This window comes from Mastigocladopsis repens PCC 10914 (assembly GCF_000315565.1).
Lineage (GTDB): Bacteria > Cyanobacteriota > Cyanobacteriia > Cyanobacteriales > Nostocaceae > Mastigocladopsis > Mastigocladopsis repens.
Genome location: NZ_JH992901.1, coordinates 4,029,930 through 4,043,470 on the forward strand (window position 1 = coordinate 4,029,930; position 13,541 = coordinate 4,043,470).

At 43.3% G+C, this 13,541-nt stretch carries 11 protein-coding genes; 2 read left to right on the top strand and 9 right to left on the bottom strand.

Annotated elements, in window-relative coordinates:
• Positions 1-120: 120 nt before the first annotated feature.
• Both MAS10914_RS0120030 and MAS10914_RS0120035 read right to left on the bottom strand, forming a co-directional pair.
• The gene (locus MAS10914_RS0120030) at positions 121-1,047 is read right to left on the bottom strand and encodes a glycosyltransferase (protein ID WP_017317728.1); all 927 of its coding nucleotides are present in this window, start codon (positions 1,045-1,047) and stop codon (positions 121-123) included.
• Between the two features lie 256 nt (positions 1,048-1,303).
• Positions 1,304-2,356 carry a glycosyltransferase family protein gene (locus MAS10914_RS0120035; protein WP_017317729.1) on the bottom strand — a complete coding sequence of 351 codons (1,053 nt, stop codon included), beginning with the start codon at positions 2,354-2,356 and terminating at the stop codon, positions 1,304-1,306.
• A 552-nt stretch (positions 2,357-2,908) separates the two neighbouring features.
• On the opposite strand from MAS10914_RS0120035, the gene MAS10914_RS0120045 reads away from it, so the two are divergent.
• Positions 2,909-3,901, top strand: a complete 993-nt coding sequence (locus tag MAS10914_RS0120045) for a hypothetical protein (protein ID WP_026082686.1) — start codon at positions 2,909-2,911, stop codon at positions 3,899-3,901.
• A gap of 29 nt (positions 3,902-3,930) precedes the next feature.
• On the opposite strand, the gene MAS10914_RS0120050 is transcribed toward MAS10914_RS0120045, so the two are convergent.
• The 7 genes from MAS10914_RS0120050 to MAS10914_RS0120075 all read right to left on the bottom strand — a co-directional run bounded on the left by MAS10914_RS0120050 (position 3,931) and on the right by MAS10914_RS0120075 (position 11,631).
• A complete protein-coding gene (locus tag MAS10914_RS0120050; RefSeq protein WP_017317732.1) occupies positions 3,931-5,169 on the bottom strand; it encodes an O-antigen ligase family protein in 1,239 nt (412 codons plus the stop codon).
• A gap of 291 nt (positions 5,170-5,460) precedes the next feature.
• Positions 5,461-6,705: a glycosyltransferase family 4 protein gene (locus tag MAS10914_RS0120055; RefSeq protein ID WP_017317733.1), complete on the bottom strand. Its 1,245-nt coding sequence runs from the start codon at positions 6,703-6,705 to the stop codon at positions 5,461-5,463.
• A 107-nt stretch (positions 6,706-6,812) separates the two neighbouring features.
• Positions 6,813-7,832 (bottom strand): glycosyltransferase family 2 protein, encoded by a 1,020-nt coding sequence (locus MAS10914_RS0120060; RefSeq protein WP_026082687.1) that lies wholly within the window; start codon positions 7,830-7,832, stop codon positions 6,813-6,815.
• Positions 7,799-8,116, bottom strand: coding sequence for a Wzz/FepE/Etk N-terminal domain-containing protein (locus MAS10914_RS0120065; protein WP_017317735.1), 318 nt, complete (start codon positions 8,114-8,116; stop codon positions 7,799-7,801). The genes MAS10914_RS0120060 and MAS10914_RS0120065 overlap by 34 nt, the downstream gene beginning before the upstream one ends.
• A gap of 111 nt (positions 8,117-8,227) precedes the next feature.
• Positions 8,228-9,040 (bottom strand): WecB/TagA/CpsF family glycosyltransferase, encoded by an 813-nt coding sequence (locus tag MAS10914_RS0120070; protein WP_017317736.1) that lies wholly within the window; start codon positions 9,038-9,040, stop codon positions 8,228-8,230.
• 610 nt (positions 9,041-9,650) lie between these two features.
• Entirely contained in the window at positions 9,651-9,851 is a 201-nt protein-coding gene (locus MAS10914_RS34435) for a hypothetical protein (protein ID WP_156818199.1), read from the bottom strand.
• Positions 9,826-11,631, bottom strand: coding sequence for an N-acetylmuramoyl-L-alanine amidase (locus MAS10914_RS0120075; protein ID WP_017317737.1), 1,806 nt, complete (start codon positions 11,629-11,631; stop codon positions 9,826-9,828). The genes MAS10914_RS34435 and MAS10914_RS0120075 overlap by 26 nt, the downstream gene beginning before the upstream one ends.
• A gap of 189 nt (positions 11,632-11,820) precedes the next feature.
• Here MAS10914_RS0120075 and MAS10914_RS0120080 point away from each other — a divergent pair, with 189 nt between their 5' ends.
• The gene (locus MAS10914_RS0120080) at positions 11,821-13,488 is read left to right on the top strand and encodes a CTP synthase (protein ID WP_017317738.1); all 1,668 of its coding nucleotides are present in this window, start codon (positions 11,821-11,823) and stop codon (positions 13,486-13,488) included.
• Positions 13,489-13,541 lie beyond the last annotated feature (53 nt).

Here is a 13,541-nt window from a genome sequence, read left to right on the forward strand (position 1 = left end):
ACCACCAAATCTTTGATTTGGTGGGGGACTTAAACCCACGCGCCTCGCCACCCAGTCGTACAGAACTCTATTCTGAGTTCTGACTCCTGAGTTCTGAGTTCTTTGTTGTTAAAAGTTTGCTCAATAGGAGGTAGCACTCTTGTATTCAACTAAGGTACGCTGCCGTTTGAGCAACCGGGAGATGTGAAACTGGATCTGACCCTGCACTTGCGGGAATTTACCTAACGCACAAGACAAGGAGTAGAGAATTGCATCCCCTGACTGAAATCCTCGTTGCAAAGTATTTTTATATACCTTGTAGCCCAAGAAGGCATAAGCCACTAACATGAACAGTATGCTCAGACACGAAGTTAACCATGCAGTCGCAACTGCTAGTAGTGGCAAAAGCAAACCCCAAAACCAAATACTTCGGCTTTCTTTGACCCAATGTCGTTCAGGACTGCGACCGTGTAACCAAGACCCCTCAGCATAAGCATGACCTGCTCGCAGCGATCGCTTCCACCACTGACCAAAACGGGTGATTTGAGCATCGTGCCATGTCATCTCAGCATTTATACGTAAAATCTTCCCACCCTCTTGACGCAATCGCACACACAATTCTGGTTCTTCACCGGCAATCAAGGTAGGATTGAACCCTCCAACCTGTTTGAGTGCGCTTACTCGCATCATGGCGTCACCACCACAGGCTTTAGCTTCACCAACGGGAGTGTCCCACTCAATGTCACACAGGCGATTGTAAATGGAGTTTGCTCTTAATTCTTCCCGCCGCCGACCACACACCACGACAACGTCAGGCTGGGAAATCAATTCACGCACTGCATGTTCCAACCATCCCTCTACAACCCGACAGTCTCCATCTACAAACTGGACAAATTCGATATTTGGTTGTACTTGTAATAGATATTCAAACCCTGCATTTCTCGCACGAGCCGCAGTAAACGGAATAGATAAATCAAGCTCCACGACATGGAGACCGAGGGAGCGAGCTATTGAGATAAAAGATTGGCGGGATTTGGAAGCTATACTGGAAAAACTGCTCCAAAACAAGCAACTCCTTCAAGAAATACACAAACAATCTTTGAATTGGTGGGAGACAAAATGTTCGGAAGCTGTTGTTGGTGAGTATATTAGCGAAAAATTGAACTCATTAAACCTCTTGTAAAAGTCAAATTTCTGAAAATGAAACCACAGATGGACACAGATGAACACAGATAAATTATCTGTGTGCATCTGTGGTTCTAAATATCCATTAATCATACTTTTTCAAAAAGTCTATTAAGTGAGTTTCATGCTTTAGGCGAACCTACCCATTTAGGCGGTAGCGAGCAATACCAATCCGACGGCGAGCGTGACGAACCGCAGCATCAAACAACGCCAGGGGGAAGCCCTGCAAAGTGGGATGACCTGCTGATAGCGTTGCGAAAAGCCGTGCGGGGGTGGTTTGAACATCCATCCAACGTGCGTCTTCCCCGATTAGCTGTCGGTATTGGCGGGCGATTGATGTATACGGTGAGAGTTCTAGGTGGATGCGATCGTAATATGCGCGCAGGCGCTTTTTCAGCGGCTCGTGAGAACTCCAAATTGCCGCCGCAGAAGGAGCCATCTCCCAGGGCTTGCGACCCATTGAGTGGATTAATGCAGGCAGACCTTGACCTTTCAGGAGCCTCTGTAGTCGTTCGCTGGGGGTGTAGCCGGCAGGTCCGTAACATTGCGCGATATCAATTCCGCGCTTGAGCATCTCTACGGGCACTTGCGAAAATTCTACAGAACCTAGAAGGGCAGTTAGCACCTCTTGATCACCGAGCATATGCAACGGGCGTTGGTAGTATGGCTGGCGCTGTACTTGAATGTAAGTAGGGTCATTAAGCATCGTCTGCCAAGTCTTGAGGAGTTCTACGTGCCGAGGAGTCACCCGGACAATACCCGTATTGACCGTGGTGGAAAAAGTTCGACCTGGTTTAAGTCCCCAAGCAACGGTGCGGTGAGTTCCTCCTTGATACTGTCCCCAGTAATCCTCCTGGGTGACAACCAATGTATCCTTGCCAAAGTGCTGCAAGCGATCGCGAAAATCCCGATTAACGATAATGTCTGAGTCAATCCAAACGACCTCGGGATGACCTTCGCTGAGACGGCGCAGCAGAATTGTCGGCTTCACGTTCCAACCAACCTCGGCTAGATCGTCCTCGGCAAAAAGCTTTGTATTGGGTTGAAGTTCAGTCCAACGGCGAAAGGAGGCACTTGGTTGGGGACAACTGATGATGACGGGAAGGTCTGGACAATGACGCGCCAGACTCAACACGGTGAGCTTAACCCCGATAAGGTACTTGGGACGATCCTCGTAGATGCAAACGATCATGATTCGAGTCGGAGAATGGTTTCTAGTTGACTATATTGAAGAATTGAAGAGTTCCTTTACCTATGAAATTGCACCAGCAAAAGTCTTGTTCCACAGAAAGTAGATTGCTTCAAACCTCAATTTACCACTACACCTAAGACTATCTCAACCTTTCAATTTTCTAGTTAGGAAGTAGCTGGTTGCAACTCCTTTTAGCTGATATGACAGGGATAATCTGTAGAACCATCTGTCTTCTTCATATTCTCTTTATCAAGACTTTGAAATGACTTCAAATATCATCAAAAATAAAATTTAATAATAATCACTACACCAGGTAAAATTTGGAGTAATTCAAGAAAACATTGACGGTGTATTTGTTATGTCAACAATACTCCAGGCACATTGTTGGCCCTAAATTTTGGGAAACCAGTAAGAGTAGAACCAATGGTTTTGTATTTTAACTTTTAACTTTGATGCGACAGATCACAGCTAGTTAAGCAGATTACGAATTGGAACCAAATGTTTTCTGGTAATGGTGCCTACTTAAGGAACCTACATCTATAGGGGTGCGTGATGGTTGAAAATTCTCAGATTACTTTCGTATGCTGCGTTGAGTCAGGATGGCTGGAGACGCAAACAGCGCGTATGATAGAAAGCCTGCGTCGGTGGGGAGGAAAGTTGAAGAATGCACCCGTATTTGCAGTGACTCCTTGCTTTGGACCTCCTCTTGCTAAGAAGACACACCAGATTTTTGATAAATTCCAAATACAATATCTTTCTTTTCAAAACAAAAGCAAGTATTCTTGGAACAAATTTTTGAATAAGCCTTCCGCCTTGCTTGCTGTAGAAAAGCTTGCTACAACTGAATGTATTGGCTGGCTAGACAGCGATCTACTTATTGTGAACGAACCAGACCAACTCACCCTAAATAAAGGGGAAAGTTTTGTCGCCTGCGCCTCAGATAAAAATATCGGCACTACAGGACCACAAGACCCTTATGAACCTTATTGGCAGGAGATTTGCTCCTGTGTAGGCATTGATATTGAAGACCTCCCGTGGATTAAAACAGAGCAGGAAGGAGTGCCTATCCGTCTGTATTGGAACAGTGGCGTATTTGTTTATCGCCGTTCAACGAATTTTGCTGACCATTATTTGCAAACATGCATTCAATTATGCGATTCCTATATCGCTTCCCACAAAGCCGGATTTTTTTTCAATGACCAAGTTGCTCTAGGCTTAACTATGGTCAAGATGGGAATTCCTTGGCGAGCGTTGCCCTACTCTCACAACTATGCTATGGGCAGTAAGACGCACAAAGATTGGTATAATGAAGAACAACTTAGGGCAGCCAAAATAATTCACTACCATGATTCTATGTGGCCTTCGTTCTGGGAAACATTCGTAGAATCTCTTGGTAAAACCCATCCACCTGTAGCTGATTGGCTGACTTCTATCGGTCCTATGAAAAATCAAGCTCCTCTTCCGTCGCGTGCTATCAAAAAAATAATTGACTTCTCAAGGTCACGCAAAGAGTTGGCTTATATGAAAGCTTGTAGAGTGATTTAATCAAAATTTATTTTGTGCATTTCACCGTCTTAGCTTGTTTTCAACTGGCTAGGTTGCTTTCTTCTAAATACCGAGAAGGCTGTTGTCACATACAAAACCCAATATATATTTGCTAGACGCAGCAAGTAACTTTCCGTCATGTTATTCATTGCCAGGAAAATCAGAAATGCCAAAGGCCAAAGGTCTTCTGAATGTTTAGTGGCGTAAGCCCGTTTTAGTGCCCTAAAAAAGGCTATGAGATAACTAAGTAGAAAAAGTAATAACCCTATATAGCCAACATCAAGTGCGAAATCAATGAAGCCATTGTGAGCATGAGGTGCGATGAAACCATTTCCAACAGACCTACCTACTTCTATGGCATACTTACTTCCTGGTACCCAAAATGCGCCACGACCAAAACCTAACCAGGGTCTCTCCTGAAGCCTATGTAGAATAACACTCCACATTATCGTTCGTCCAGTTAAAGTGGGATCTTTTCCCAAGCCAGTTATGAGAGCGACCCAGTTACCGATAACTAATGTCCCCACACATCCTAAGATAAGAACTCCAAGGTCTAAAAAAATTACAGTTATCTTTCCCCGCCAACGAAATTTACTATAGAAAACTAAAATTAAGACAAGAAGGAAATAGAGAACAAGCGAAGTTTTGGAAGTAGAAAGTAGGATCATTGCCAACGATATACCAACACCTGCCCACTTATAAAGGCGCTGTCGTGGGTTGTCGGTGGGCAGCAAAAAAAATGCTAATGAGCTGATAATCATCATGCTGCCAAAGGTATTCTTATAGTCGTAGATTCCTCTCCATGCTCCTGGATGATCGTCTTGATGTATGGCATAAGAAGGTAATCCTAGGGCGAGAACAATACTCAGCAAAGCTCCTATACCAAATGTCCAAGCAATGAATTGTACTTGCTGTTTCAAGCTAAATCGTGTCGCAAAATATAAGCCAAACGAGGTCATTTGCCAAACCTCACGGCTATTTTTAAGAGTAAATTGTGTATCCTCTGACCAAATAAACGATAGCAAGATTATTAGTGTTAATATCCAGAGTATCTTATCTCGATTAACTGTGCGTAAGGCATCTTTCCAATTGAGGCAAATTAACAGTAGCGAAGTTAGCCAAATCAAATATCTGATTGCTGTTCTGATGATGCCTGGAAGTAACGGACCTGTGGATAAGGTTAAGCCTATGTCAAAGGCTCCTGTAAAGAATGTTAACCCTATAATAACGAAGCCTTTCTCAGCAATTTCCAGATATTTTTTTTTCATAAATTTAGATTGCTTGATTCGACTTCATTCATTCGAGAACCGTTATAAAAACGCAATATTATTTAATTTAATGTGATTATAGCAAGAGACACCCGGAAATCAATTTCCGGGCGAATAGCTTAAGTCCATTTTAACGGACTGAAAAACTCGGGATTGTAGTCGATTTTAACCGCTTTTATACCATTTTGAAAAAATAATGTGACAAATAGATTTTGTAGAGACGTGCCATGGCACGTCTCTACACGTGGATGTGTTGCAAAGATTTTTTGAATTGGTATTAGTATAGACTGGTTATAAACTGGGTATTTTAATTCCTGACGCGATTAAGGACTTCTTCATCTCTTGTTCTGCCTGAATTGTAAGTAGGATAGATTTAAGGGTAGCTCCCCAACTCTTCGTAGTGTCGTAAAACTGCTCTTGCGCTATCAGGCAAGCCTGTCTCTTTTGTTCATAAAGCTGGCGATCGCTATATAGCTCAAGCAACGCATCACCGTAAGCCTTGACATCATTGGGAGGAACCTCGACTACAGCGTCTTGAACATAAGACAAAGCTGGACAGACTGCTGAGGTCACAACCGGACGACCTGACAAAATACTTTCACACACAACCCGATTGAATCCCTCGATAAACTCTGTCCTAGTCGGTACGATGACAACGTGCGATCGACTGTACATTTCGCGCATTTGCGGCTTAGTGCAGTAGCCATGACAGATAAAGGAGTTATCAACGCCAACTTGCTTTGCAGCTAGACGCAAAGATTCTAGTGCCGAGCCTTCACCACAGATGTCGAAAATGATATCTTGCCTACCCTCAGTGGCAAAACGCTTGGCAATCTCTAATAAGTCGAACACGCCCTTGTTTTGCTCAAGGCGACCTGCAAATAAAACCCGGAAGGGCAATCGCTCTTGCGATGGTTCAACTATGTTGGCGAAATCTGCTCGCCGATAGCTAGAAAAGAATTCAAAAATTGGTTGATGTTTACCTCCAGTTAGTTGGGAAATCTGTTCAGCTACGTCCTGCGATGCCACTAATATCGCCTGAGAATCAGAAGCAAACAAATTACGGCTGAGTGTCAAATTTAGTTGATCTACTAAACGTGGAGGCAGGTACTTGCACCACAGGAGACAATGCAGCGATGGAATAACTTTCATCCCTATCCAGGAAAATAAAGACAAAACAAACCAATATGTTGTGCCGCTATCTGCGACGACAACATTGGCTCCAAAGCGAATCGCACAGGCAAGTAACTGTAATCCACACCAAACTTGTCTTAAGTGATACAAAATTCCTGATGCTTTAGGTAATGGAACTGGGCGACGCTCAACGATAAATCGCTCATCATGCACACATTCCTTTTTGTTAGACTGTGCGATTACGTAGCCCTTTGCATTTAGGGTTGTGCAGACTTCATAGAACTGACTTGAGAAAGGAACTGATACTTGTGAAGGAGCATCCTGGCTATTAATCCAATAATTGTAAGCTTCAATAACATCTTCTGGACCAACCGCATAAAGAATCCGAAGGGGTTTAGCCATGTTGTTATGTCTTTGTTTTAACTCTTTTAAAGTGTAATCTGTGGTTTTTTTTGATAAACATTGACTGCATGCAAGAGGTTTAATTTTGAATGACTCACACAAGACCTTCAGGATTGAAGCACGGATTCTTGTTGAAGAATGCGGCGTTTTTGATTAGCTCCTGTGACTTTTAAAGCCAGAGCCTCAATTTGGCGGTAAAGCGACTGTGGTAGGAGCCAGAGCAAATACGTAGCAGCTAAGGTCATAAGTGTACGACGTGGTTCCTCCAGCAGGATACGCCAGTGAATAGATAACGCTTGGTGCATGAGTTGCACAGATGTTGAACCTGAGCGCAAAGTTACCGCCCTTCTGGCTAAATGTCGCAATTGGTAAGCCATAGCTATGTTTTCCGACTGAGCCATCACCGTTGGAGAGTAGGAACAGGCTTTTTCTAGCATCCTTTCCCATGAATTTAACTTTTTAACCAGTTGGGCTGAATATCCCTGCGAATTTACGCGATAAAGAGTCAAAGGTTCAGAAACACCCTCAATTTTCCATTTGGTTTTAATGGCAATGCGTAACCAACATTCAACATCTTCTGAAGGGTGCAATTGTCTATCATCATCAAAATAAAAGTTTTCTACAACACCATAAAGATTGTCTTGGAATTTAATATCTTCAAAAACCTCTTGCCGAATCACTGGTACTGAGCCGTTGCCAATTGGAGTGCGACAAAGTAAATCCAGCAGAGAAATTCCTTTGAGCTTACTAATCTGATATATACCTAGGGGCTTACCCTCCTGATCAATAAAAGCAGAGCGACAAAAGCTAACTCCTACTGATGGGGAGTTATCTAGATGCTCAACGTGTTTTGCTAGCTTTTCTGGCAACCATAAGTCATCTGCATCTAAAAAAGCCAAATATTCTCCTTGAGCATGGCGGATACCAGTGTTCCGAGCAGCAGCAACTCCCCGATTCTCCTGACGAATAATTCTAATTCTGGGGTCTGTAAATTGCTGACAAATTTCTATACTTTTATCAGGCGAACCATCATCAATTAGCAGAAGTTCAAAATTTGTATAAGTTTGAGCCAGAACTGATTGTATCGTAGCCGCTATATACTTCTCAACTTTGTAAACCGGAATAATGACAGATACTTTACAAGTAAAGCTTGTGTGTCTAGAGGATTAGCTTCACGCTTTATCGATTCAAGATGCCCTATTTGTTCTCCAACTCCCGTAAGAGATGAGGTTTTATTTAATTGGAAAAGAAGCTTTCCACTTGCCTCGTAGGCAGGTCGTTCTACGAACAAACTTAGCGCGGCTAACCCTGCACACCCTGCAAATACTCCTGATGCCACCAGCCACCGACGTTTGAGAACTAGCCAGTATTTTTGGACATCTATCTCTTCGGAATTGCCTTTAGTCTCCATACAAGTTACTTAGTCGTAGATGAATCCGTAGTTGGAGCCTCCCATGAAAATGGGATATGAATACCTTGATTTAATGACCTATGACATCGTTACAGTAACTGAGAATTATTCCTACATTTTCCTAATACTCTTCAGAAAAAATTGGGGGTTACTAGCCCCATGTTGCTTAACTGTTGACCAAGGATTCTTGTAAAGCTGAAAGCGTTGTTTGAAAATTAACCAAAAGAACGGGGCGGCATCCAACAGATACCTCTTCCAGAGTCGCTTAGGTTCTCTCAAAAGCCTGTAGAGCCACTCAAGACCAACTTCACTCATCCATTTTGGAGAGCGCTTGATATTCCCTGCCTCAAAGTTAAGCGTTGCTCCAATAGCCAAAAATATCTTGACATTATTTAATTGCTTTCTATATTTAGAAATCCACATTTCCTGCTTAGGAGCACCGACACCAATTGCTAAAACTGTAGCCCCTGAAGAGTTAATGCTCTCAACAATTTTTTGACACTCCTCCTCGTTCTTTTCAAAGCCAAAGGAGGGTGAGTGGGCTGCAACGATCATATTCCGACCAACCTTTGAATTAATCTTGCGCTGAACTTTCTTCACTACTCCTGCTTCAGCCCCTAGCAAAAAGATTTTGATGTTTTTATCATGTTGGTAATAAGTGTAAAAAGCCGGAAACAAATCCGAACCGGAAATTTTCTCCTCTATGGGTGTCCCCAAAAAACTAGACACATACATCAAGACTTTGCTATCGCAAACTCTGTAGTCTGCCTCTTGGTAAACAGAATAAAACTCTTGATTTCTCTGTAATTTCATCAGGTGATCTACGTTAGGGGTAAATACAATACCGCCCCCGCGTAGCTTTTCTAACAACTCGACCATTGTGATGTTATTAATGGTCACATTTAGTAAATTAATCTGTCTCATACCACTATCAAAACGAGACAGTTTTTCCTGAGTTTAGTAGATGCATCGCGATAAAATTGCATAACTTTATTAACCAATTCTGTACTTTCATTCTGCAACATTGTACTTGGTAGTGCAGAACACAGGTGCAAATTATTGCTGATTCAGTAGTAAGGTAACAAAAGGTTTTAAATCAGAAACGTATCCTCCTGAAAATCATTCAATGTTTTACGAAACTGAGTTATTAAAAGTTATAAGTAGTTTTTTTTTGATAGAATTTAATATAACTTTCTTCTCCGTGATTTCAAAGAGTTACTGTGAAGTAAATATGTAGAAATAAGGAATTCTTATTAAAGAGAATGTAAAGTTTTAGTTAAAAACCCTGATAAACTGACAAAACTCTGTTTTTAAAAGCGCTATTTTTTAGGTGCGACAATGCACAGTAGCACGAAATAGCCCTCTTTAATCTGGGCTTCCCCTTTGACAAATCGCCGCACCTTATGCATACATCTGAACCATATTGAAAACACATAACCCGAGACCTAAACCCCGGGTTAGTTGAGATTTTATTGAGAGTTGAAAAAGACACTTGACGAGAACTATACTTCTCGTGATGTGTTGCCTTTCAGACCTATCCAACCTGTGTTCCTACCGGAAAGTAAGACAGAAAGCTGATTTCCCAATTGAGATCCCCAACGGAGCCGAGTAAGATAGCCTGTTCCAAGGTGACACCGTTCATCTGGCACAGACTATTTTCACCAGTGCCATAGTTGCGCCAGAGGATATTAACTCTGCCATCACCTAAATCACCGATCGCTACGGAACCACTCAACAATTCCGTCGGCTATGACTCTTGCCAACTTCTTCTGTTCATGAGAATTTGTCACCCACTCAAACTCATTCGGGTTGCTCATAAAACCCAACTCCAGCAATACTGATGGCGCACTCGCGGGACGTGTTAGTGCTAAGTTATCCCAAAATACACCGTAGGATGGTCTTCCTAACTTGCTAACTATATAATTCTGCATAAAGATTGCAAAGCTGTGAGCTTGGGGATGATACCAAAAAGCTGCCATTCCTTTGGTATTTTCAGCATCACCTTCATCGGGTAGGGAATTGTAATGTATGGAAATGGCGATCGCTGGTTCTTCTTTATCAATTTTTGCCATGCGATCAGCCAGCGACACTTCTGTATCATTCTCCCGTGTCATGACCACCGTCGCTCCTCGCTTCACCAACTCATCGCGCACTAACTTGGATACCACGAGATTGACATCTTTTTCCAGATAGCCTGTTGGTCCCGATGCACCAGATTCTTTACCGCCATGTCCTGGGTCGAGTAAAATCTTGATACCAGATAATGACTTTTGTCTTTTGAACAACCCCCTTGTTTCCCGCCCGCTTGCAGAAGAGATGAAGGGAGAGTGACGTAAAGCCAGAACCAGACTAGTTCCGTCGTATCTCAGCTTATACCCCCACTGTTGAGCCTTTTTAAGGTTGAAGGTGTATTGTACTCCTCCCTGTCCTCCTCCGACAGTGGGAGGTAATTGTTGCCAATCCAGGCGAGAAATCAGAGGGTTATCATCTAAGCGAATAATGTCTGTTTGGGCAGTGGTGTTATGAAGAGTGAGAGTAAAAGTACTATCGCCTTGCTGCACACTTACAGGAATGGGAACTTGCAACGGAAAAACCATCTCGGTTACACCAGGGAGTTTACGAGATCCAACACTGCGGATAATGGTACGTGGAGGGATTGCTCCTGGTAAAATGCGTGTTTCCTTACTATTCATCCAAGCGCCATAGTCCAAACGCAACCACTCACCTTGGCGTCCTGTGACTGCTGCGCGTGTACCTTTAGGTAGAGGCGTGAGTCTAGAATAATCTGTACTAGGACCAGTGCGAGCAACGCCAGAATCTGCTGTCACCTCTACAACTTCCAACTGTGCAGGTGACAGGATTTGAATTTTGCCAGAACCTGCTTGAGTCATCGTTTTGTCATCTAGCGTGAGTTGAAACTGGGGTTGTCCCAAATCTCCCGATGTTTCCACTGTCATACAACCCTCGTACTTGCCTGCGCTAGACTGGGCAGAGGGTTGATTTTGCGCTGTTAAGGCGGCAGAATTGGCTGGGAGTTGCGCCTGTTGTGGTTGGGGCAAAAGGGAAACAGTCTGATTTCCCAGCTTCACAGAAACAGTCGCATTGGGTGCTGTGATCGCGCTAAAACAAATCAGTTCCCCAGGAAGTTTGGCAATGTCCGCTGCTGGTGTGAGAGAATCTTTGGCAAAGGCTAACCCTTTTGGAACTTCCGGCTGGGTGGAAGCTCTTGTCACCTTAATTTGGATTTCTTGATTTTGGTAGCGGACAGTAAAGAGATTTTCTCCCAGATGCAAGGGGAAACTTGGGGCAAAATGACCAGCCTTGCTGCGGACTACTGGCTTACCATTGATCAGAACCTGTCCGCTTGATGCTGCTGTGCCAATAAAGAAGATTTTCTTTGCTGTTGTCTGATGGTTTGATGGAGGATAAACAACCTTGAGGGATTGCTCTTGAGCCAAAGCTACGGGGGGGGTGACTATAAAGCCTAATAATATTAATCCTAAAAGTGGTCTCACGTCAAAATAGAAGAATAATTTTCAAAAGGAAAACAGGGAACAGAGTACAAGGGAATAGGGGATAGGGTACAGGGGAAATTCAACTAGCCTGTAACTCGTAATTTCTTACACTTAACCCATAACCTATTGCGTGTCACCTGTTCCCTATTCCCTGTAACCTATTGATTGTTGCAAGAGATTAAAAATACTATGACTAAGTTTGTATTTGTTACTGGTGGTGTCGTTTCTAGTATCGGTAAGGGAATTGTAGCAGCAAGTCTGGGGCGATTGCTCAAGTCCAGAGAATATTCGGTGTCAATTCTCAAACTCGACCCCTATATTAATGTCGATCCAGGCACAATGAGTCCCTTTCAGCATGGCGAGGTATTCGTGACCCAAGACGGTGCTGAGACAGATTTGGACTTGGGACATTACGAACGTTTTACTGATACTTCCATGTCGCGGTTGAACAGCGTGACGACTGGATCAATTTACCAAGCTGTCATTAATAAAGAGCGGCGTGGTGATTATAATGGCGGCACGGTACAGGTGATTCCTCATATTACAAACGAAATTAAAGAGCGGATTACTAGAGTAGCTAAAGATACCACTCCAGACGTAGTGATTACGGAAATAGGCGGTACAGTAGGAGATATTGAATCACTGCCGTTTTTGGAAGCAATTCGCCAATTTCGTAAGGATGTGGGGCGGCAAAATGTATTGTATATGCACGTAACGCTGGTACCGTGGATTGCCTCAGCAGGCGAGATGAAAACCAAGCCAACCCAGCACTCAGTCAAAGAACTCAGATCCATTGGAATTCAACCGGATATTCTCATTTGTCGGTGCGATCGCCCATTAGCAGCAGGAATCAAACAAAAATTATCGGAATTTTGTGATGTCCCCGCAGAATGCGTTATTCCAGCGCAAGACGCCAAGAGTATCTATGAAGTCCCGCTGATTTTGGAACGCGAAGGACTGGCACAGCAAACACTAGAGTTGCTGAACATGGAACAACGTCAACCTGATTTGGTACAGTGGCAAACGTTGGTAGAAAAATTGTACAGTCCTAAGCATCGGGTAGAAATTGCAATTGTAGGGAAATACGTGCGGCTGAGTGATGCCTATCTTTCAGTCGTTGAAGCACTACGCCATGCAGCCATTGCTATGAGTAGCGAACTTCACCTGCGTTGGGTGAACTCAGAAAAATTGGAAACCGAAGGAGTCGAAACCTATCTTGAAGGTGTGGATGGTATTGTCGTTCCAGGAGGTTTTGGTGTCCGGGGAGTAGATGGTAAAATTGCTGCAATTAAATACGCTCGCAATTGCGAAATCCCATTCTTAGGTTTGTGCCTGGGAATGCAATGTTCAGTTATTGAATGGGCAAGGGACATAGCCGGATTAACAGACGCTAATAGCGCGGAATTTGACCCCCATACCGCAAATCCAGTCATTAACCTGTTACCAGAACAGCAGGATATCATTGATTTGGGCGGTACAATGCGTTTAGGTTTATATCCTTGTCGCCTGCTTCCCAATTCTTTGGCTTTCAAACTCTATCAAGAAGAAGTGATTTACGAACGCCATCGACATCGCTATGAGTTCAACAACGCCTACCGCAATCTATTTGTAGACTCTGGTTATGTCATTAGTGGCACTTCTCCTGATGGACGCCTAGTGGAAATGATTGAATTTCCCAATCACCCCTTCTTTATTTCTTGCCAATTTCATCCAGAATTTCAATCAAGTCCCAGCACACCCCATCCTTTATTTAAGGGTTTTATCCAAGCTGCGATTGCTGCAAGCGGCGCTGAACAAAGCCCAATCGCCCATTCTAACCCCTCCTCTCACACACAAACACCTGCACAGGTGTCTTAAAAATTTCTGAGTAGTTGGTTGTTAGTTGTTAGTTGTTAGTTGTTAATAGAAAA